Origin of the sequence: Cytobacillus kochii, from assembly GCF_044790165.1 — a bacterium.
Lineage (GTDB): Bacteria > Bacillota > Bacilli > Bacillales > Cytobacillaceae > Cytobacillus > Cytobacillus kochii.
The window spans coordinates 3,860,322-3,882,596 of sequence record NZ_CP085254.1 but is presented as its reverse complement, the minus strand read 5'-3'; the positions used below and the strand labels follow the sequence as shown (position 1 = coordinate 3,882,596).

At 39.6% G+C, this 22,275-nt stretch carries 21 protein-coding genes and 1 other RNA gene; 16 read left to right on the top strand and 6 right to left on the bottom strand.

Annotation, left to right across the window (positions count from 1 at the left end; genetic code table 11):
* Positions 1-77: 77 nt before the first annotated feature.
* The 3 genes from rnr to ssrA all read left to right on the top strand — a co-directional run bounded on the left by rnr (position 78) and on the right by ssrA (position 3,461).
* On the top strand, positions 78-2,360 hold the full coding sequence (rnr, locus tag LG276_RS19895; RefSeq protein WP_373370930.1) for a ribonuclease R: 2,283 nt from the start codon (positions 78-80) through the stop codon (positions 2,358-2,360).
* 100 nt (positions 2,361-2,460) lie between these two features.
* On the top strand, positions 2,461-2,928 hold the full coding sequence (gene smpB / locus LG276_RS19890; protein ID WP_095371914.1) for an SsrA-binding protein SmpB: 468 nt from the start codon (positions 2,461-2,463) through the stop codon (positions 2,926-2,928).
* A gap of 173 nt (positions 2,929-3,101) precedes the next feature.
* Positions 3,102-3,461: a transfer-messenger RNA gene (ssrA, locus tag LG276_RS19885) on the top strand.
* Positions 3,462-3,529: 68 nt separating this feature from the next.
* Here the strand turns inward: ssrA and LG276_RS19880 are convergent.
* The 3 genes from LG276_RS19880 to LG276_RS19870 form a co-directional block, all read right to left on the bottom strand.
* Positions 3,530-3,949 carry a hypothetical protein gene (locus LG276_RS19880; protein WP_404292601.1) on the bottom strand — a complete coding sequence of 140 codons (420 nt, stop codon included), beginning with the start codon at positions 3,947-3,949 and terminating at the stop codon, positions 3,530-3,532.
* Between the two features lie 260 nt (positions 3,950-4,209).
* Positions 4,210-4,611, bottom strand: coding sequence for an ArsI/CadI family heavy metal resistance metalloenzyme (locus tag LG276_RS19875; protein WP_404292599.1), 402 nt, complete (start codon positions 4,609-4,611; stop codon positions 4,210-4,212).
* A 15-nt stretch (positions 4,612-4,626) separates the two neighbouring features.
* The gene (locus tag LG276_RS19870; protein WP_404292597.1) at positions 4,627-4,929 is read right to left on the bottom strand and encodes an ArsR/SmtB family transcription factor; all 303 of its coding nucleotides are present in this window, start codon (positions 4,927-4,929) and stop codon (positions 4,627-4,629) included.
* Positions 4,930-5,114: 185 nt separating this feature from the next.
* Here LG276_RS19870 and LG276_RS19865 point away from each other — a divergent pair, with 185 nt between their 5' ends.
* The 13 genes from LG276_RS19865 (at position 5,115) to LG276_RS19805 (ending at position 19,481) form a co-directional block, all read left to right on the top strand.
* Positions 5,115-5,450, top strand: coding sequence for a metalloregulator ArsR/SmtB family transcription factor (locus LG276_RS19865; protein ID WP_251162076.1), 336 nt, complete (start codon positions 5,115-5,117; stop codon positions 5,448-5,450).
* Between the two features lie 12 nt (positions 5,451-5,462).
* Positions 5,463-6,764: an arsenic transporter gene (locus tag LG276_RS19860; protein WP_281202966.1), complete on the top strand. Its 1,302-nt coding sequence runs from the start codon at positions 5,463-5,465 to the stop codon at positions 6,762-6,764.
* Positions 6,765-6,776: 12 nt separating this feature from the next.
* On the top strand, positions 6,777-7,199 hold the full coding sequence (arsC, locus tag LG276_RS19855) for an arsenate reductase (thioredoxin) (protein ID WP_307317771.1): 423 nt from the start codon (positions 6,777-6,779) through the stop codon (positions 7,197-7,199).
* Positions 7,200-7,360: 161 nt separating this feature from the next.
* On the top strand, positions 7,361-9,262 hold the full coding sequence (locus tag LG276_RS19850) for a helix-turn-helix domain-containing protein (protein ID WP_404292594.1): 1,902 nt from the start codon (positions 7,361-7,363) through the stop codon (positions 9,260-9,262).
* Positions 9,263-9,530: 268 nt separating this feature from the next.
* Entirely contained in the window at positions 9,531-11,702 is a 2,172-nt protein-coding gene (locus tag LG276_RS19845; protein WP_404292592.1) for an acetate--CoA ligase family protein, read from the top strand.
* Between the two features lie 8 nt (positions 11,703-11,710).
* On the top strand, positions 11,711-12,160 hold the full coding sequence (locus LG276_RS19840; RefSeq protein WP_404292590.1) for a MaoC family dehydratase N-terminal domain-containing protein: 450 nt from the start codon (positions 11,711-11,713) through the stop codon (positions 12,158-12,160).
* A gap of 20 nt (positions 12,161-12,180) precedes the next feature.
* Positions 12,181-12,600, top strand: coding sequence for a MaoC/PaaZ C-terminal domain-containing protein (locus LG276_RS19835; RefSeq protein WP_251162071.1), 420 nt, complete (start codon positions 12,181-12,183; stop codon positions 12,598-12,600).
* A 13-nt stretch (positions 12,601-12,613) separates the two neighbouring features.
* The gene (locus LG276_RS19830) at positions 12,614-13,777 is read left to right on the top strand and encodes a thiolase C-terminal domain-containing protein (protein WP_251162070.1); all 1,164 of its coding nucleotides are present in this window, start codon (positions 12,614-12,616) and stop codon (positions 13,775-13,777) included.
* An 11-nt stretch (positions 13,778-13,788) separates the two neighbouring features.
* Positions 13,789-14,199, top strand: a complete 411-nt coding sequence (locus tag LG276_RS19825) for a Zn-ribbon domain-containing OB-fold protein (RefSeq protein WP_251162069.1) — start codon at positions 13,789-13,791, stop codon at positions 14,197-14,199.
* Positions 14,200-14,217: 18 nt separating this feature from the next.
* Positions 14,218-15,414 (top strand): acyl-CoA dehydrogenase family protein, encoded by a 1,197-nt coding sequence (locus LG276_RS19820; protein WP_289434553.1) that lies wholly within the window; start codon positions 14,218-14,220, stop codon positions 15,412-15,414.
* 21 nt (positions 15,415-15,435) lie between these two features.
* Positions 15,436-16,569, top strand: coding sequence for an acyl-CoA dehydrogenase family protein (locus tag LG276_RS19815; RefSeq protein ID WP_289434551.1), 1,134 nt, complete (start codon positions 15,436-15,438; stop codon positions 16,567-16,569).
* Positions 16,570-16,591: 22 nt separating this feature from the next.
* Entirely contained in the window at positions 16,592-18,064 is a 1,473-nt protein-coding gene (locus LG276_RS19810) for an aldehyde dehydrogenase family protein (protein ID WP_251162066.1), read from the top strand.
* A 16-nt stretch (positions 18,065-18,080) separates the two neighbouring features.
* Entirely contained in the window at positions 18,081-19,481 is a 1,401-nt protein-coding gene (locus tag LG276_RS19805; RefSeq protein ID WP_251162065.1) for an MFS transporter, read from the top strand.
* Positions 19,482-19,624: 143 nt separating this feature from the next.
* Here LG276_RS19805 and LG276_RS19800 read toward each other — a convergent pair whose 3' ends face one another.
* The 3 genes from LG276_RS19800 to LG276_RS19790 all read right to left on the bottom strand — a co-directional run bounded on the left by LG276_RS19800 (position 19,625) and on the right by LG276_RS19790 (position 22,211).
* Complete coding sequence (locus tag LG276_RS19800) at positions 19,625-20,260, bottom strand: DedA family protein (protein WP_224937063.1); 636 nt, start codon at positions 20,258-20,260, stop codon at positions 19,625-19,627.
* Positions 20,261-20,402: 142 nt separating this feature from the next.
* Positions 20,403-21,608, bottom strand: a complete 1,206-nt coding sequence (locus LG276_RS19795) for an MFS transporter (protein ID WP_251162063.1) — start codon at positions 21,606-21,608, stop codon at positions 20,403-20,405.
* Between the two features lie 21 nt (positions 21,609-21,629).
* Positions 21,630-22,211, bottom strand: a complete 582-nt coding sequence (locus tag LG276_RS19790; RefSeq protein WP_404292587.1) for a TetR/AcrR family transcriptional regulator — start codon at positions 22,209-22,211, stop codon at positions 21,630-21,632.
* Positions 22,212-22,275 lie beyond the last annotated feature (64 nt).

The window sequence follows — 22,275 nt, the reverse complement described above, 5'->3', positions numbered from 1 at the left end:
GTTGGATCGAAGTTTGAGGAGTGTTGTCAATCGTGGATAACCACAAAAAAGAGCTAGTCGATAAACTATTAAATTATATGAAGGACGAGGCGTACAAGCCTCTAACAGTACAAGAAATGGAGGAGGCTTTTGGGATAGAAGACTCCACCCAATTTAAGGATTTTGTAAAGACTTTAGTCATTATGGAGGAACAAGGCTTAGTTGTGCGTACAAGAAGTAATCGCTATGGATTACCTGAAAAAATGAATCTTGTGCGCGGAAAATTATCTGGCCATGCCAAAGGATTTGCCTTTGTTATTCCAGATGAACCAGGACTCGATGATTTATTTATCCCACCAAATGAAACAAATAATGCCATGCACGGTGATATTGTCTTAGCCCGTGTAGCAGCAGAAAGCGCTGGTCAAAGAAAAGAAGGAACCATCGTCCGCATTTTGGAACGTGGTGTGCAACAAATCGTTGGTACATACACTGAGAGTAAGCATTTTGGCTTTGTTATTCCAGATGATAAAAAGTTTGCCAGTGATATCTTTATCCCAAAAGCTGCTTCTAAAGGGGCAGTAGAAGGGCATAAAGTCGTTGTTAAACTCACAACTTATCCTGAAGGAAGAAAGAGTGCGGAAGGTGAAGTAATGGAAATTCTGGGTCATAAAAACGATCCAGGTGTTGATATTCTTTCCATTATTCATAAACATGGCTTACCGATGGAATTCCCTGATGATGTGTTAAAGCAGGCAGAGGAAACGCCTGATGAGATCGATGAAAAAGAAATTGAAAACCGTCGTGACTTAAGAGGCGAAACGATTGTTACGATTGATGGTGCAGATGCGAAAGATTTAGATGATGCTGTTACTGTGACGCAGCTTGATAATGGTCATTATAAATTAGGTGTGCATATTGCTGATGTATCTTATTACGTAACTGAAGGATCACCAATTGATGTGGAAGCAGAGGAACGAGCAACAAGTGTGTACTTAGTCGATCGTGTAATACCGATGATTCCCCATCGCCTATCGAATGGGATTTGTTCATTGAATCCAAAAGTAGATCGTCTCACACTTTCATGTGAGATGGAAATTACGCCTGATGGTGAAGTCGTCAATCATGAGATTTTCCAAAGCGTCATTAAAACAACCGAAAGAATGACTTATTCGGATGTGAATAAAATTTTGGAAGACAATGATGAACAATTAATTGAGCGCTATGAGCCACTGGTACCAATGTTTAAGCGTATGGAGGAATTAGCTGCGATTCTTCGTAAGAAGCGTATGCATCGTGGTGCCATTGATTTTGACTTTAAAGAAGCGAAAGTGTTAGTGAATGAAGAGGGTGATCCAAAAGATGTCGTCATTCGCGAACGCTCAGTAGCAGAAAGACTCATTGAGGAATTTATGTTAGCTGCGAATGAAACGGTTGCCGAGCATTTTCATTGGATGGAAGTACCGTTCATCTACCGTATTCACGAAGATCCGAAAGAAGATAAACTCAGAAGATTCTTTGAGTTTATTACAAACTTTGGGTATATTGTGAAAGGAACAGCCAACGCTGTTCATCCGCGTGCATTACAGGATATTATAGAAGAAGTACAGGGGACACCAGAGGAAATGGTGATCTCCACAATGATGCTTCGTTCCATGCAACAAGCGAAGTACGATCCAGAAAGCTTGGGTCACTTCGGACTATCAACAGAGTTTTATACACACTTCACCTCGCCAATTCGTCGATATCCAGATACGATTGTTCACCGTCTCATTCGTACGTATTTGATCGAAGGTAAGATAGACGATCGCACCCAAGAAAAATGGAATGCGATGTTACCTGAAATCGCGGATCATGCTTCTGAAATGGAGCGCAGAGCAGTCGATGCCGAACGTGAAACCGATGAATTGAAAAAAGCAGAATATATGCTTGATAAAATTGGTGAAGAATATGATGGTATGATTAGCTCTGTTACGAATTTTGGGATGTTTGTCGAACTACCAAACACGATAGAAGGTTTAATCCATGTCAGCTATATGACCGATGATTATTATCGCTATGAAGAACGACAAATGGCAATGATCGGCGAACGTACAGGGAATGTATTCCGCATTGGTGATGAAATTACCGTTCGTGTCATTAATGTCAATAAAGATGAACGTGCGATCGACTTTGAGATTGTTGGAATGAAAGGCACGCCTAGAAGAGAACGCCGACAAGAAACAAAAGTGTTTAAAACAGGTAGTTCAGAAAGAAAGCCAAGAAAATCTGCTGCGCCAGAACGAGGTGAAAAATCTGGTAAGCCAGATGGTAAGAAGAAGAAAAAACGCAAATTCTATGAGAATGCACCGAAAGCAAAACGAAAAAAGAAACGTAAATAGTCTAATGGAGGAAGCCTTTTTTGTAAGGCTTTCTTCCTTCTTTCCTTTGTTTTTGCTAAAATAAATAAAACTGCTGTGATTTAAGGGAGATGAGAAAGAGATGCCAAAAGGTGCAGGGAAAACAATCGCCCAAAATAAAAAAGCCTATCATGATTATACTGTCGAAGAAACATATGAAGCGGGTATTGTTTTACAAGGAACTGAGATTAAATCCATTCGTAACGGACGTGTGAACCTAAAAGATGCCTATGCACGAATTGTTAATAATGAATTATTCATTATTGGTATGCATATTAGTCCTTACGAGCAAGGGAATATTCATAACCACGACCCATTAAGAACGAGAAAACTTTTACTACACCGGAAAGAAATTAACAAACTAATAGGTGAGTCAAAAGAAAGCGGCTATGCCCTTGTTCCATTAAAACTATATTTAAAAAATGGCTTCGCAAAGGTTTTAGTTGGATTAGCGAAGGGTAAAAAGAAATATGATAAGCGTGAAGACTTAAAACGCAAAGAAGCGAAACGAGAAGTTGAGCGTGCCTTCCGCGAAAGACAAAAAATGTAATATACCAAAAGCTTACAATTGATATTTCGTTTGTTTGTGCTATAATAGTAATTGTCACTTCAAATAGAAGTGCACAATCTTTGCTCAAAGTTTATCGAGCATTCCGTATGCTGCAACGACTCAGTTGCGCACCTAATACAGTTAGCAGCTTTAAAAAACTGCTACTATCCAATGGGGACGCTACGGATTCGACAGGGATAGTTTGAGCTTAGGTTGCGAGTCGAGGGGATCGTCCTCGTTAAAACGTCAAAGCCTATAACTGGCAAACAACAAAACAACTTCGCTTTAGCTGCCTAATAGGCCTTTAGCGGTTCCTCCCTCCATCGCCCATGTGGTAGGGTAAGGGACTCAAATTTAGTGGGCTACGCCGGATTCCACCGTCTGAGGATGAAGGAAGAGAACAACCAGACTAGCTGCCCGGACGCCCGTCGATAGGCATAAGGAGCAGCGAAACACGAATATATCGACTACACTCGTAGAAGCTTAAGTGCCAATATCTTTGGACGAGGGTTCGACTCCCTCCGTCTCCACCAAATACATATTTGGTGGTTTTTTATTTGGTTAAAACCAATAACATATAAAAACAAGCTATTCAAAAAAATCAATGATCCTCCAATAGGTTAACATCAAACGTCTCTTTATTGCCATTCCATTCTATTTCGAATGTATGCATTTTATTTGGCGTAAACATGAATGTCCCTTCCTCTCTTTTACTAAGCTGGTTATTATCATCAAGCGTTTCCCCACCGCCGCCGGTGCCAAACAGTGAAGAATGAAAATACCAATGGTCAACTAATACATTTTTTTCATCACCAGTATATTCTATTTTTATCTCATGCCTATAGTTATCCTGATGAATAGATGTATATTTAGAGGTAACAACCCAGTATTGTCCTTCACCCCTAAAAGAATAAACTTCACTAGCAAATCTATAATTGTTTATATAGTTATAAATCAAAAAAGTAATGACACCTAGCAGAAGAATTAATAAGGCAAATATTTTATAGTATCTTTTTTTCATTAGAGCTTACCCCTCCTTTTTCTCCTCCTATACATCATATTATAATTGAAAATTAGGAATATTATGTACATAATAAGCAGGGTTTGAGAGGCAATAAGAAGTACAGTTTTGTTGCTAAGCAAACATATTAATACTAAAGGTAGTTATATTTCACTTTATGCTCCATGTGGAGGATTATAGTAAGTTAAAAAACAAGGCACTGATTCAGTATCTATGTTTTTTAAATTACTTGTTATTTTAGGAAATGAAAGAAATATCCCTTAGATATCTACACAGCATCTCTCACTCTGAACCCCGCGATCCGCCTTCGTATAAAAAAACTCCCACTCATTCCCATCTGGATCGGTGATCCAAAACTTGTCTTGTAGAGCGAAGCAGCAAGTGGTATCTCGTTCTTCACGTGCGAAGAATCCTTCTTGTTCTAATCGTTGTTTATGGTGATCGATTTCTTCTTGTGTTTCTACTTGGAAACCAAAGTGATTCACTTGATTACCGTTTACTTCGTCTTTTACATTAAGGGTAAAGTTGAGTCCAGGTTGTTCTAGTAAAAACTTACTGTAAGTGGGCTTGAGCTTGATTGGAGAAACACCAAATACTTTTGAATAAAAGGCGATAGATGCTTCTAAATTGGTTACGTTAATACCGATATGTACATATTTCATTTGAAATGCCTCCTTTTAATTGCAACAAGAATTACTTGATTTTCTAAAGATACAACAAAGTTCTTCTGATAAGAGATGGTTAACCGATCGCTCATTTAATTCATAGTAATTCCATTTTCCTTTTGTCTCTTTTGTAATTAAACCAGCATCGAGCAAAATCTTTAAATGATAGGATAATTTCGATTGCGGAAGAGAGAAAATCTCGGATAAATCACAAACGCATGTCTGTCCCCGTTGGCATAGCTCATACATAATTTCTAGTCTCTTTTGGTCGGCTAATGCTTTAAATTGTTTTTCATATTCAATGAATGGTTTCATAGGTTGCACTTCCTATCAAATTTTTTTGATGTGTTATTAGTATACTTTAACTATAATTGGAAAATCAAGAAATAAATCAAAAAAATTTGATGCGTTTTTTCTAAAAGGGATTGCTTCACTATAGATTTATCTATAAAATAGCATAAGGATATAAGCATTTACTTATACAATAAAGGAGTACCTTAATGAAAAGTACAATTGAGGAAGTTGCGCTTGTATTAAAGCTGTTAGGTGATAAAACAAGGCTAAAGATGGTGAAGATTCTTGAATCAAGGGAATGCTGTGTATGTGAGCTTGTTCATTTATTTGATATGAGCCAGCCAGCTATTAGTCAGCATTTACGTAAGTTACGTGATGTTGGTTTGATCATTGAATCAAGAAGGGGTCAATGGGTTTATTACGGTTTAAATAAACAATATGAGAACTTTCCCTTTGTTTGTACTTTATTAAATCAGCTTCCAAGTCAAGAGGGGCTACTTGAAAGTCTTGAAAAACAAGGTTTGCGCGTAATGTGTGATTAAGGAGGAATGGGTATGACAACGTCAGTGGTTTTGGCATCAGTGATTTTTTTAATCACACTTATTTTAGTCATCTGGCAACCTAAAGGGTTGTCTATTGGTTGGTCTGCCTGTGGTGGAGCGATATTGGCTTTACTAGTTGGTGTGGTAGATTTCCAAGATGTTTTGGATGTAACGTCGATTGTATGGAATGCAACGTTAACATTTATCGCTATTATTATTATTTCTTTGATTTTAGATGAGATTGGTTTCTTTGAATGGTCTGCCTTGCATATGGCGAGAGCGGCAAAAGGGCATGGTGTAAAAATGTTTGTCTACGTGATTTTGCTCGGAGCGATTGTATCTGCTCTGTTTGCGAATGATGGGGCTGCCTTGATTTTGACGCCGATTGTTCTTTCGATGGTAAGGAACTTGAATTTTAATGAGAAAATGGTCTTTCCGTTCATTATTGCAAGTGGTTTTATCGCTGATACAGCGTCATTACCCCTTGTGGTAAGTAATCTTGTTAATATTGTATCGGCCGATTTCTTTGGCATCGGATTTGTGGAATTTTTCACTGTCATGATTGTACCGAATTTATTTTCTGTTGCGGCAAGTATTTTGGTTCTCTATTTGTTTTTTAGAAAAAGCATACCCGGTCGTTATGATGGTACACAATTGCGGGAGCCACGTGTAGCGATAAAGGATCCACGATTATTCAAGTACTCATGGTGGATTTTGGCGATATTACTAGTTGGTTATTTTGCAAGTGAGTTTGTTGGTTTGCCTGTATCGATTATTGCTAGTATCATTGCTTTTATTTTTCTTATGATCTCTAGAAGAAGTGATGCAGTTGATGTGAAAACCGTTATGAAGGGGGCTCCGTGGAATATTGTTTTCTTCTCAGTCGGTATGTATGTTGTTGTGTATGGTTTGCGGAATGTTGGGCTAACGAGCTTGTTAACAGATGTTCTTCAATTGACCGTTGATCAAGGATTGTTTGCCGCAACAATGGGCATGGGCTTTATTGCCGCCATTTTGTCTTCGGTCATGAATAACATGCCGACAGTGATGATTGATGCGTTAGCCATTGCAGATACGAATGCAACAGGTATGATGAAAGATGCTTTGATTTATGCCAATGTCATCGGTTCTGACCTTGGTCCAAAAATCACGCCAATTGGTTCACTTGCTACTTTATTATGGTTACATGTGTTATCGCGTAAAGGGGTGAAGATTTCTTGGGGTACCTACTTTAAAACAGGTATCATTCTAACGATTCCCACCTTATTTATCACCTTATTAGGTCTTTATATATGGTTATTAATTATTCATTAAAGGAGTGTTCATATGACGAAAAAAATCATTTATTTTCTTTGCACAGGGAATTCTTGCAGAAGTCAAATGGCTGAAGGTTGGGCAAAGCATTATTTAAACGAAGATTGGCAAGTCTATAGTGCAGGCATTGAAGCACATGGACTCAATCCAAAAGCTGTAGAAGCGATGAAAGAAGCAGGGATAGATATCTCACAGCAAACTTCGGATGTGATAAATACCGACATCTTAAATCAAGCGGATTTGGTTGTCACCTTATGTGGCGATGCTGCTGATAAATGTCCTATAACACCGAAAGAAGTGAAACGAGAACATTGGGGTTTTGATGATCCTGCCAAAGCAATTGGCACGGAAGAGGAAAAGTGGCAAACGTTTACTCGTGTAAGAGATGAGATAGGCGAGCGGTTGAAGCGGTTTGCTGATGCTGGTGAAAAGTAGTCATACACCGTCATGGAAGTACCTCCATGGCGGGTATTTTTATTCTGAATAGTTAAAATATATAGTTAATTAAACTTTTGTTATGCTACACTTGTAATAAATAACGACCAACATTGTCTAAGTCACTCAATGAAATAAGGGTAGGAGGGAATAGACGGTTTATGACTAAAAAAGTTGTTCATAGGAATGGGAAGCGTAATGAAGGCAAAGCTAGACAATTGACAAATGAAATTGATAATTTTTTAATTCTATGTATTTATGAACAGCAAAAAGAAGCAATTGCCAAACAAGAGTCGATTGAAAAAGAGAAGGCACCTATTTATTATATCTCAGGTGTCAAATCTTTTATGATTTGGGAAAAGGCATATCAAGAAAATCCGGCTGTTTTTAATTCGTTAAGACAAATCGCAAGAGATCGCTTTATTCATCAATTGGCAGATCATATCGTGCATTTTCTTATCGAGAAAAACAAAAATTATTCCTCCCTATTTACAACGGTTTTTTTAGATCATCAACTAAGGGGACTTGCCATTTCAGCAATTGAAAATAGGCTAAGGACGGATACCTTTTTAAATGAGGAAGCTGCTTGGGAAGAGTTTTGTCAGTGGTTTCAGCGGGGAATCGCAGAGTGGGTATTAGATGTAATGGCTGACGATCTTGGGATGGAGCACCTCAGTCAACTAAAGAAAGCTGAATTAAATCAGCTCTTCTATCAATACCTGTCTAATTTTTTGCTGAACAGTAAAGAATTTCTTTCTATGTTCACGATAATCGTAAATGATTATGCTGATAAATGGATCAATCAACTTTTTAAATATAGTAAATGCACTGTACAGGAATTAGAAAAGGCTATCGCTCATGGAGTAGACTGGAGAAATTCATCTCTAGTCCCTTCTCAGAGAGAGAATATTTGTGTAATGAATAATGCCCCTTATCAAGCGGTACGAGAGGCGCTATATCAAGTTTTTCATTGGGATCAAGAGAAAGAAAGGTATTGTAGAAGAATCCAGAAAGGTCATGTGCAAGGCTTATTGATGATTAACGAGATAGTAGAAGATCAAAATGTAGATCGCTTTACGTTAACAGATTTGGATGTTGATGTACTCGATATGTTATGTGCCAACTTTCTTGCTATCGCCAAGCATCATGAAGATGTTATTACGATAGAGGTGGATGAACTGCTTCGGATGAGGGGCTTGTTACCTAAACGCGGTGGAGAAGGGAGACGCGGAGGGTATGAGCGGAGTCAACGTCTAAGAATTATGAAATCGCTTACAATCATAAAAAATCTTTGGATCGATATAGAGACTGTGGTATATCAAAAAGGAAAACCAGTCGAGAAAAGGTTAATGGGTAATGCTTTTGACGTGTATGACCAAAATGAATCACAGCAAGTGTTGAAATATAAAATGGGTCCTATATTTTCCCCATTTCTATATGGATCCGGTAGGCAGGTTATACATCTACCACTTAAAATATTGCAGTATGATCCTTACAGAAGGTCTTGGGAGAAGAGGTTAGGGAGATATATGCATTGGCGTTGGAGAGTCCAGGCAAAGAAGGGCGATTATTTAAAACCACATTATATTTCAACATTACTCGCAGCGATAGGTGAATCATTAAATATAAGATTGCCTTCAAGGACAAGAGAACGATTTGAGAGCGCGCTTGATACGCTACAAGAGGATGGTTTACTCTCTGCATGGTATTACGAAGCATGGGAAGAATCCATTGTGGATAGTAAAGGCTGGGGGAATACTTGGAAGCAAGCAAAGATTATTATTCAGCCACCTGAGGAAGTTGTTGAAAGGTATGCTCAATTGAAGAAAACGACTTTTGAAGTGAAAGTGAAAGACCATCAATCGTTAACAGATCACGTCCTTTTAGGTAAACGTGTAAGAGAAGTAAGAGTGACAAATGGCTTGTCGTTATCACAATTAGCGCAAGAAGTTGAGGTGTCACAAGCTTATATCAGTACGATAGAACGAGGAATTAAAGTCCCATCTAAACGGGTGGAAGGTAAGTTATTACGCTGGATAGAGATAATGGAAAAGAGGCAATGAGCACAAGTTGTGTGATCATTGTCTTTTTTTCGTGGTAATCCCTTGCCATTGTCGAGGTGATCTTGTGTCATAGTCGAGATGATGTAGTACGTAAAAAAATAATTGTGAAAGTTTCTGCCTACGGTAAGTAAAGGTTTAGTTGATATTTACTTTTTTTTACTACCTAATAATTAAATGTTTAATGTTTTCTTTACGCCTGATCCATTAGCGTTCATTTTGTAAGCTATCGATAGAAAGAAATTGATTTTTATTTAGTGAGGTGAATGTAATGATAAATGAAAACGTTTCCGCAAAGGATGAGCTACATTCTTTTTTTTATCCGCAATCAGTAGCCGTGTTAGGTGCATCAGAAAACCCGAAGAAGCTTGGCAATATCCAGGTGAAGGCATTATTAGATGGGGGCTTTCAAGGAGATATTTTTCCTATTCATCCTACTTCAAATGCCATTCATGGAGTGAAGTGCTACTCATCCTTACAAGCGGTTTCACATGCAGTTGATTTAGTCATCTTTTGTTTAAGTGCTCACCAGATTCAGCAAGGGCTAGAGCAATGTGTAGAAAAGAAAGTGAAGGCAGCGATTATTTTTGCTTCAGGATTTTCTGAAACTGGAGAGTCGGGAGAAAAACAACAAAAACAAATAGCGGATTATGCAAAAAAGCATGGTCTCCGTTTACTTGGTCCAAATTGTGTCGGCCTTGTTAATACGCTGAATGGTCTAGTCGGTACATTTTCTCCTGCTGTTATGAGCTATCCTCTTAGTGAACAACGCGCAGTTGGTTATGTATCGCAAAGCGGCGCCTTTGGTGTGCTTACGTATATGGCTGCTGCCCAACATGGATTAACGTTCAATTATTTTGTGAGTGTTGGAAATGAAATGGATACCAGTTTTGAAGATGTAGTCGAGTATATGGTTCATGATAAGCAAACGAAAGTGATCAGCGGTTATTTGGAAGGTGCGAAAAAACCTGAAAAATTAAGGGGATTGGCATACGAGGCGCTTGAAAAAGGGAAACCGATTATCGTTATGAAGGCAGGGCGAGGAACTGCAGGAAAAAGAGCAGCCGCTTCTCATACGGGTTCATTAGCCGGCTCGAACGATGTTTATGACGCATTTTTTAAACAAACTGGCATGATTAGAGCCAATGATTATGATGAAATTATTTCATTCTCGAAATTATTCTTATCTGGCAAACTGCCAACAGGGAGAAATACCGTAATTATTACAAGCTCGGGTGGCAGAGGGATTAACGAAGCCGATCGTTGTGAAGCTAATGGCTTGTTGATTCCAAAATTAAATGAGGAAACACAACGGAAAATCAAACAAGTGATTCCTTCCTTTGCTAGTGCAGCCAACCCAATTGATCTAACTGCAGCGGCTTCTGTATCGGCACCAGAGCTATTTACTGCGCCATTAAAAGCCTTAATGGAGGATCCGGATGTAGACAATATCATTCTTACAGAGTTCCCCTTATTTTGGGATGAAGAGACGAAGGAATTACAAGAATTTGTTGAGATGTGTAAAAACACGAATAAATTTGTGTTAGTAAGTACATTTCCGTTAGAAGGAATGAGTATACCTAAAGGGCAACAATATATGGTCGACCATGGTGTTCCAGTGATACCGGGTAACTTACAAGCGATATCTGCGCTCGCAAAGTTAGTCGAATATAGCGAAAAATATCGTGCGTATCAAAAAGAGAGTGTTCGAGAACGGGCATCTATTCAGAAGAAAGAGAACGTAGCGTATTTACTGCAAGAGAATCAAATTTTAAGCGAATGGGATGCAAGCAAAGTGCTACAGGCTTACGAAATTCCCACTACAAAAAAGAGCTTAGCAACTACCGTGGATGAAGCGGTTCAGCAAGCGAACAGTATTGGTTATCCTGTTGTATTAAAAATTGATTCAAAAGACATTTTGCATAAAACAGAAGCAGGTGGTATACGTCTTTCCTTGCAAAATGCAGAGCAAGTAAAGCAAGCATTCGATGACATTCTTCTGTCCGCTCACAAATATCATCCTGATGCCCACATTAATGGGGTGATGGTGCAGGAAATGGTGGCAAAGGGGACGGAAGTTATCGTTGGTGTGACGAGAGATGCCAGCTTTGGACCGGTGATTATGTTTGGTTTAGGCGGCATTTTTGTTGAAGTGTTCAAAGATATTGCTTTCCGGGTTGCACCGATCACAAGACAAGATGCGCTTGAAATGATAAATGAGATTAAAGGAAAAGCCATTTTCGACGGTGTACGAGGTGAAGAAGCGCTTGATGTAGAGGCCATTGTCGACATCTTACTGCGTGTATCCTCACTTGTACAAGATTATGACATTGAAGAGCTAGATTTAAATCCAATCATTGTGACTGAAAAGTGCGCAAAAGCGGTAGATGCACTAATTGTAACAAGCGCTGCACAAACAGAAAATATGCTCGCTAGGAGGTAGTGGTAACGATGCTCGATCAGACAATTATCGGTAAGACTGGGCCAACGTTCATGTTTGAAGTGGATAAAAGACATGTTAAACAATTTGCTCAAGCTATAGGTGATGACAATCCATTATATACGGAACCAACTTATGCTAATCAGAGTCCCTATAATGGGCTGATTGCGCCACCTACTTTTCCGGTGGTAGCAGGGGTAGAGGGTGAAGGAATAGAGCTAGATTTAGATAAAAAGAGAATGCTTCATGGTGAGCAGTCCTTTATTTATCATCGCCCACTAAAAGTAGGCGAGTCTCTTACTTGCCAAATAAAAGTAGCAGACCTTTATGAAAAAGAAGGAAAAAAAGGAAAGATGCAATTTATTATTCTGGATACCGAAATGAGAGACACAGAGGGGGATTTAGTGGTTACAAGTCGCATGAATATCATCTATACCCAGCCTCCAGTCCAGGCAGTATAACGATACGAGGAGGAATGACAATGCTAAGATTTGCCGATTTGGTAGACGGTCAAGAGTTAAAACCATTAGTGAAGCCTGCGGTATCGAAGGTTCAACTCGTCAAATACGCGGGAGCATCAGGAGATTACAACTTACTGCATACAGACGATGCTTTTGCTAGAAGTATGGGATTACCAGGAGCCATCGCACATGGCATGTTAGTCATGGGATTTTTGGGAGAATATATCCAACAATTAGCGGGTGTGACTGCAAGAGTAGCTAAGTTTAACATGCGTTTTGGAGCGATGACTAAACCGGGAGATGAGATTACTTGCATGTCTACTGTAAAACGCGTATACGAGGACGAAGGAAAGAAATATGTGGAACTTGAGTTGCAAGCAGCTAAATCAATAAAAGAAATCGTTGGATCAGGTTCTACATTGTTGGAATTCTTTGAATAAGGGGGAGTTGACGATGGAAAACATTAAAAACAAATATGCAATCGTCGGAGTTGGAGAAAGTGAACGTTCAAAAAAGTCGGGTACAACCCCGTTACATTTGGCGTTAGATGCAGCGCGAGCAGCTATTGCTGATGCTGGACTTGAGACAAAAGAGATTGATGGATTTATGAGTTACAGTGAAAACGATTCATGTCCGGCACATCAATTATCTACCTATTTAGGCGTGAGACCGAAATATGTAAAAGATATTATGGGTGGCGGAAGTAGTACAGAAATGTTAATTGCTGACGCGATTGGTCTGATTGAAACAGGTCAAGTAAATACCGTCCTTATTTATCGATCTATGAATGGCAGATCAGGCGTAAGAATGGGCGGTGGTGGCTGGGATGTGAACATGCTGCAAAATGCGATGGATGGCGGTAGTTTTCTCATCCCATATGGAGCAGGTAGTCCTGGGCAATGGTTTGGCTTATTTGCCACACGTCATATGCATGAAACAGGGTTAACGAAGGAGCATCTAGGTCATATTTGTGTGAGTTTTTATGAGCATGCACAAAGAAATCCGAAAGCCTTCTTTTATGGAAAGCCATTAACAATGGAAGCTTATCATGATACGCCTGACTTAAGCTTCCCTTTTAATAAGCATGATTTCTGCTTAGAGTCAGACGAAGCAAATGCAATCATTGTTACGTCCGCCAAACGAGCTGAACAATTATCGAAGCAGCCCGCTTATATTATGGGAATCGCCGCTAGACAATGTGTTTCACACGCACATTATTGGACAAATGTTGATGAAGTTGCTTCAGACTATGTTGCTAAGGATGTATACAAAAAGGCAGGGGTTACCGCAAAGGACCTCAATGTCGCCTCTATTTATGACTGCTATAGTTGGGTTGTGTTGCGGCAGTTAGAGGCATATGGGATAGCGAAAAGAGGCGAAGTGGGCGACTTTGTTGCCGATGGACAACTCAAGATGGGTGGGAAGCTGCCGAGTAATACAGCTGGTGGCATGCTTTCAGAAGGATACACCCATGGAATGAATAATGTGATTGAAATCGTGCGACAGATTCGTCACGACTATGAGGGATCAGACCGACAAGTGAAGGATTGTGAAGTTGGTTTATGTACGGGATGGGCAGGTCCAGATATTGCTGGTGCGATGATTTTAAGGAATTAGGAGGAATACGAATGAGCTATGAGAAACCGATACCGTTAAAAAATGAAGATAATGCCCCCTTTTGGGATGCGGCTGACCGCCATGAACTTTTTTTGCAAAAATGTCATACATGCCAACAGTTTGCCCATCCACCTGGACCGGCATGTGCAAAGTGTGGCAGCAGTGATCTGACATGGGAGAACTTAGGGACAGATATTAAAGGGCGTGTGTATTCTTACGTCATTTCCCACCGCCCTTTCCTGCCAGGATTTCAAAATGATACGCCACTTGTCATTGCCGTTATTGAATTGGTTACCTATCCAGAAGTGAAAATGATCGGTAACATTTTGAATCATGCGATAGAGGATATCCATATCGGGATGGAAGTTGAAATGACATGGCAGAAGATCAATGATGGGCGTTCCCTACCACAATGGGAATAGGTTGAGAGGAGAGAAGAGATGGACTTTTCATTTTCAAAAAAAGAAGAAAAGTTTAGACAGGAATTACGCACATGGTTAGAGGAAAACCTGCCACAAGGGTGGTTGCATGGAGACAGAGAATTACCAGAAGATATAAATGAGTATTCTCGCTTTTTAAGAGATTGGCAGCGCAAGCTTTATGAAGGTGGCTGGGGAGCGATTGCTTGGCCAAAAGCGTACGGGGGAAGAGAAGCTAGTTTAATTGAAGAAATCATCTATCAACAAGAAATGGTTCGCGTCAGTGCACCGCCTCTAGTAAATTATGTCGGCATCCATATGGTTGCCCCTTTGCTTATGCAAATGGGAAGTGGCGAACAAAAGTCAGCTTATATTACTAAAATCATTTCTGGAGAAGAGATTTGGTGCCAAGGGTATTCTGAACCAAATGCGGGCTCAGACTTAACAGCTATTCAGACAACCGCAGTAAAAAAAGGCGATCGTTGGGTCATTAATGGGCAAAAGGTTTGGACGAGTTTTGGTCATTTAGCAGATCGCTGTTTCCTATTAGCGCGTACTTCAAAAGGGGAGAAAAAACATCATGGTATTACCGTTTTCCTTTTGGATATGCATCAAGAAGGTGTAGAGACTAGGCCCATTATCCAAATGGATGGGGAACATGACTTTAATGAAGTCTATTTAAATGATGCGATTGCTTATGATAGTGATATTGTTGGTGAGATCGATCGTGGATGGCAAGTAATGATTGCATTACTGATGCATGAACGTACGGGTATTGGTGGTCAAGTGTTTACATTAGAGCAGCAATTTCAAGATTTAGTAACGATGGCTAAGGAATGGACGGAGGACGGGCAGTCTGTCATAAAAAAGGAAAGTGTAAGAAATGCATTAATTGATTTATATGCAAAATCTCGGGGATCTTTGTTGAATTATTATCGTAATTTAACGAAAACATTGAAAAAAGGTCAACCGGGCTCTGAGGGCTCTCTAGATAAACTGATTGTAAGTGAGGCGACACAAGAACTCTTTGCCTTATCCTTATCTATTCAAGGTCCACACGGGATTCTTTGGAAGCAGGATGCGGCTATTGGTGATTCGTATTGGCAGAATAAGTATCTTTATTCTTTTGGTATGACCATTGGCGGGGGAACAAGTGAGGTACAAAGAAATACTATTGCAGAAAGAATACTTGGACTGCCTAAGGATCTAGGACGCTAACAATGTTGGAGGTGAAAAAGAATGGATTTCGCATTAAATAAAGAACAGGAATTATTCGGTAGTTATGTAAGGAAGTATTTAACTGAGCAAGGTACAACCAATATTGCCCGTGCTTTTATTAATGGTGATAGACAAAGATTTGATCAAGCATTTCAAGGATTAGTTGAATTAGGCTATCCAAGTATCAATGTCTCAGAAGACTATGCGGGAATGGGCTTAGGATTATTAGACATGGTATTACCACTTGAGGAGATGGGGAGAAGTGTCCTACCGGGTTTGTTTTTGGAAACGAATAGTTTCGCTGTACCACTTATCGAAAAATACGGTACAGAGGAACAAAAACAAAAGTATCTACCTGCAATTGCCGATGGTTCCCTGCAGATTTCGGTTGCTTGGATAGAGCCAAAAGGAAGCTACACGGCGTCATCGATTCAATTACGTGGGGTAGAAAAAGGTGATGAATTTGTTCTTAACGGCGTGAAATCGTTAGTAGCAGATGTTGAACTAGCCGATACTTTTCTCGTTCCGATTCGAACCACTTCACCTAGCCATGAAGAGGGAATTTCACTTTTTCTAGTGGATAAGGCAATGATAAAAAACGTGACACAGCAGCAAAGTATTGATGAAACACGGAAGCTATCGCAAATTTACTTTGAGGATGTAATCGTTAATAAAGAGCAATTAATAGGAGAGCTAAACGAAGGTGATAACATGCTCGAGGAAGGACTGCTATCTTTTAATGCATCAATTTGCGCCATTATGGTGGGTTGTATGGCTGCGATCGTGGATATGGCAGCAGAATACGCAAAGATACGGGAACAATTCGGGCAACCGATTGGCCGTTTCCAAGCCATTAAACATGCGATTGCCAATATGAAAGTGGATTTAGAACTGTCAAGGTCGCTATCCTATTATGCCAATTGGGCTTACGATACAACAGCTGAGGATCGTCAGGAATCGATATTTGCGGCACGTATTTTCATTCATAACGCCCTGCAAAAAGCAGCAGCAGCTAATGTGCAAATACATGGAGGGATTGGATTTACTGAAGAATTAGATTGTCATTTATATGTGAAAAGAGCGCGCTATTATGAACACTATCTAGGTAGTAGTGAGTGCTATTATGAAAAGGCAGCAGCAGCTTTAGGATGGTAAAAGAAAAAAGAGGAGTGATTGAATGCAGACCATAAATGAAATCGAACATTATTTAAATGTAATCAATGGAAAGCAATTGCCAGCTACTCAAGGAAAACAATTAACAAGTATAAACCCTGCAAATGGCAAGGTGTGGGCAACGATCCCTTGTAGTACAGAAGAAGATATTGACTTAGCAATCAAGCATGCCAAACAGGCCGTCCCAGCTTGGTCGCAATTATCAGCAATGGAACGTGCAAAATATTTAAGAGAAATTGCGTTACAGGTTGAAAAGTATGGCGAAGAGTTAGCAATGTTAGAAACGAAGGATAATGGGTGGGTTTATCGGGAAACATTGCACGGTCTCATTCCATCATTAGTGAGTATTTGGTTAGACGCAGCAGGAGCGGCGTCACATGTCAATAAAGGTGAAACGGTCCAACTTGATGAGGAAACAATCGGGTACACGCTTAGGGAACCGTTAGGCATTGTTGTTGGTATTCTTCCATGGAATGCCCCATTATTTACCTTTACGATTAAAGCGGCCTATGCCCTTGCAGCAGGCAATGCCGTGATTATCAAACCTTCCGAGCATGCGAGTGTATCGAGCTTAAAATATACAGAACTGCTTAATCAAATTCTTCCTCCGGGAATATTAAACGTCATCTCAGGAGATGGTTCTACAGGTTCGTACTTGGTCGGTCATAGAGATGTTGATCGGGTGACGTTAACGGGATCAGGTCAAACTGCTCGTGCGATTACAAAGAAGCTGGCACAATCGCCAAAGCCTGTCACTTTTGAACTTGGAGGGAAATCCCCCAATATTGTGTTCGCTGATGCGGATGTAAAGAAAGCGGCAGAAGGCGTCACATTAAATGGTATTTTCACGGGGAATGCTGGACAAATTTGTGTCGGCGGCTCTCGCATTCTTGTACAAAAAGATATCTTACCCGATTTTCTTCCTTTAATGAAAAAGTCCATTGAAGAGTCAATTCATTTTGGTGATCCTATGAATCTAGCGACATCGATGGGACCAATTGCGAACAATGTCCAATATAAAAAGGTTTGCGACTTTATTGAATTAGGAAAGCAGGAGGGGGGAGAAGTCATCTTTGGAGGAAATTACGGTGGGGAGAGCTTCTTTGACGATCAAGCAGATCTTCAAAAAGGATACTGGGTGGAACCAACGCTGCTACTAGTGAAGGATTCTTCTCTACGAATCTGTCAGGAAGAGGTTTTTGGTCCGGTGGCGGTCGTCTTGCCATTCGATAATGAAGAAGATGCCCTGCGTCTTGCCAATGATACAAGCTTTGGCCTCGGAGCGGGCATATGGACAAACAATTTAGGGAGAGCCCATCGTATGATGAAGAAAATTGATAGTGGAAATGTTTGGGTCAACACGTATCGAAGAGTAGGACCAGAATTACCGTTTGGTGGATTTAAGGAGAGTGGATTTGGTAAAGATTCCTTATTAGAGAACACCCGTGAAAAGGCGTGCGTGATCCATATCGGGTAATTAAGGAGGGAATGGAGTGGAGGAAAAGTCTGTTAATCGTTCGTTTCATATTCTTTGCATCGGCATTTTACTTGTCGTGTTTGCAGAGGCAACACACATCCCAGCTTATCCAAAAATGCTCGAACATTTCGATTTAACTGCAGGCTATTCTGTCTATATGCAGCTAGGGTTTGCTTTAGGATTAACAGGCTTTCAACCGATGATGGGCTGGTTGTCTGATTCGTTTGGCCAAAAAATAGTCATATTGATCGGTTCAGGATTACTAACAATCGGTTCGATTATGGTGGCCATTGCTCCATCTTTTTGGTTGTTGGTGTTCGGTTTATTTTTAAAAGGCTTCGCCGGAGCGGCTGTGATTCCTGCCGGCGTGAACTTTGTCGGTACCGTATATACCGATAGTATGCGTGGTAAAATGATGGGTGTGTATGGATTTTATACGGTTGTAGGTGGTCTCATTGGTCCTATATTAAGTGGGGTTCTCGTGGATCGCATCGGTTGGTCGTCTATCTTTTGGCTCTGCTCAGTCTTTGGTATTATTGCTTTCCTGCTGTTTACTTTTGGCGTACCTTCTGTACAAAGAAGCAAGAAGAGCACAATTGATTGGTTAGGCGTAATATTTGTCTTTCTTCTTTTAGCAGGTCTACTTACGATTCCAACATTTATCAATCAGTATGGTGTGACATCATGGATGTGGTCACCAGCATTAGTAGTTGCTGTTGTTTCATTCATCTTTTTAATTATCGTTGAAAAGAGGACTAAGCAACCGTTACTGGATATTGACTATGCAAAGACACGTCATTTTTGGGTTCCATCTATCATTGCTATTATCATGTACATGTCTTTTAGTAGTGTGATGTATTTATTAACGTTCTTTGTGCAAAGTGTTCAAGGCCATTCGTCTACGGTGGTAGGGTTATTGCAATTTCCATTATTCCTAACTATGGCTATATGCAACCTCATTAGTGGGCGTTTAATGAGTAAAACCCAACCAGTGCATTTAATTCTCTGCAGTATTTTCTTGCTGAATGGTGGGGTTAGCATGTTGATTTTTGCTAATGAGGATACCTCTTTTGTCTATTTATTTATCTCTATGAGTCTTATAGGTTCTGCAATTGGGACAGTAGGACCAATCGTAAAAGCACTCGTTGTCTCTCGGGCACCTGTTACAAGGGTTGGCGTGGTCTCCTTTACTTATTTAACGATAGAAAATGTCGCTTCTCGTGTAGGGGCATCGTTTGCTTTAGTTACTTTCGCAATCTTTGCTGCTGGAGGAAATGGCGCGAAAGGATTATCATCAACCGCAGTTTTACTGACAATCTTTACGACTTTGAGTCTTTTTTTCATCTTTCTCATGCCTAAAGGGGAAGAAAAAGAAGCCCCCGCATCTGTTTCTCAAAAACAAACGATAGAAAAATAGATAGATTTAGCATTGTTGCACTTCCTAATGGGAGTGTTTTTTTGTCTAAGATTATGGACGATGTTAAGAAATAGTCATCCTTTAAATAGTAATAAATGAAATTATTAATAAGGTTGGGTTACTACCATGTACAATGCTTAAATTTACTTCTTGTTAATTTTTCTTTTCATGAGGAAAAAAACAACCGGAATACTAAAAGGAATAAGCGAAAGTACCAAAAGTGAGGCAACAAGATGTTGTTCTACAATGGGCATTTGCCCCAATAAAAGTCCTGCTAATAACCAAAAAAACACCCAGAGGAATCCGCCAAGGGCATTATGTCTAAAGAAAGATCGATAGGAATAATTCATTATTGCACTTGCTAGCGGGACAGTTGTACGCATAAGTGGAATAAACCTAGCGATGATAATAGATATTTTACCGTAACGGGCCATAAATTGCTCAGCCCGTTGGAGTTGTGTTTCTTTTAATAAAATTGGCTTTAATCTTTTACTATTCCAGCCTTTGATTAATCTTCCAATAGAGAAGTTTTGGTTATCTCCACAGATGGTAGCAAGAAAGAAAGCAATGGCTAGTGTTTCGATATTCAAGCTACCCACTGCTGCAAGAGCGCCACTAGCAAATACAAGTGAGTCCCCTGGAATAAATGTAAGTACCACGAAGGCAGTTTTTAAATAAACAAGCAAAAATAACAGTACATATATATATAATCCATAAGAAGTAAGGAACTCCCCCAGTTGTTTATCAAACGTGCTCATCGTGTAAAAGAATGTTCCCATTATACCCGCCCCTGATAGTAGACTCATTAGAGGCATCATATTCATCCAAGGTGAAGAAAGAAATAAGGAATTAGCCCTTTTTTGTTATATAGAAAAAGAGTCATATGTGTTCCTTAACGGTGACACATAATGACTCTTTCAATTATTCTGCCGTGCTTTCAACAAACTCCTTCTCACGCCATATATATGTTATCCCTAAGCCCAGAAGCATGACTACACCTGCAAATAGGTAAGGATAATGGATATTTACATCGAATAGAATGCCTGCAACTGCTGGTCCGGCAATGTTACCGAGACTTGTGTAAGTTGAGTTCATTCCAGCGACAAAGCCCTGTTCTTTCCCCGCTGATCGGGAAAGGAAAGTGGTAAGTGCCGGACGTAGTAAATCAAATGCTAAGAAGATGAAGGCCGTCACTAATAGTACCATCCAAAATCCAGATATGACTGTTGAGGCAAATGCTAAGACTACACCCATGATTAAACAGGCCTGGATCACTTTTTTCTCTCCGAGTTTCTCGACCATTTTTCCGAATAAGAAAATTTGGACGATGACGCCGAATATCGAGCTGATGGTTATAATGATCGCAATATCTTGCGGTGTAAAGCCAAATTTATGGTCTGAGAATAAGCTAAATACTGTCTCATAGGCAGATAGACCGAACGCTAGGATAAAGACGATGATAAACGCAATAAAATATAACGGATTGAACGAGCGTTTAAAATCTGCGATAAAACTGCTATTCGTTGCTTTTTCAGAAAGCTCTTTCATCTGCTCTTTTGTTAGTGGTTCTTTTAATATAAAGATAGATAAAATACATGCTAAGAAAGCAATACCGGCTGCAAAGAAGAAAGGCAGGCGAATACCATACTCGGCGATAAAGCCACCGATTCCTGGCCCAATGATGAATCCAGTGCTAATAGCTGCTGACACGTAACCCATTGCCTTTGGTCGCTCTTTTAATGTAGTGATGTCGGCTACATAGGCTGTTACCCCAGGCATAATAAAAGCTGCACTGATTCCACCTAAAATTCTTGATAGATATAAAGCAGAAATATGAGTACCTAATCCAAAAACCAATTCACTGATAGCGAATAGAAATAACCCGATTGTAATGATTTTTTTTCGGCCAAAACGGTCAACGAATCTACCTGCAAATGGGGAAGTAATCAATTGAGCGAAAGCAAAGACAGCGACTAAATAGCCCATTGTACTTCCAGATAAATGCATAATATTCATAAATGAAGGCATGACTGGAATAATAAGTCCGATGCCTAAAAAGGCAATGAAAATATTACTTAATAAAATAAGTAAGACAGCTTTTTGTTCTTTTAACGGTTTTTGTTCCATTTGAAACACCTCTTTTTTTTCTCAACGTATCGAGATGCCTCTCCAGAATACTTTCCATGAGGCTTCTAGTTTTTCTTGTAATCGTTTTGTATCACTCATATAGACAAGCTCAAGCATGATGCTATCGACAACACCAAAGAATGCGAGTGTAGGTATGCGTGGGTGTTCTGCATGCAATAGTCCTTCATTTATCCATTTATGAAATTTCTCCTGTAATAAGGCTTGTGTTTTTTCTTCTATATCAATGACTTCAAGGTCAACCTCTTTTTGTAGATGAGCTGGTGGGAAGAATGACATTCTTAGCCAGAACTTCAATTGCTCATTTTGTTGAAAGAGATCTACAATTAGTTGTAAAAATCCATATAAATCTTTTTCTGGTTGCGAGCTTCGTAGGTTACTAAAATATTGTAATTTGCTTAGTAGTTCAGTTTCTTTGGCATCATGTAACACTTGAAGAAATAAATCATCTTTACCGCGAAAATGCGCATATAATGACTGTTTCTTCATGCCGACTTCTTCTGCTATTTGGGAAAGGGAAGCACCTTCATATCCATGAATCGTAAAATATTTCAAAGCTGCTTCCTTTATATCATCACTTTTCATTTCACTCACCTCTGATTAACGAACGTTCGTAAGTTATCTTATCAGAGGGGGTAAGTAAAAGCAA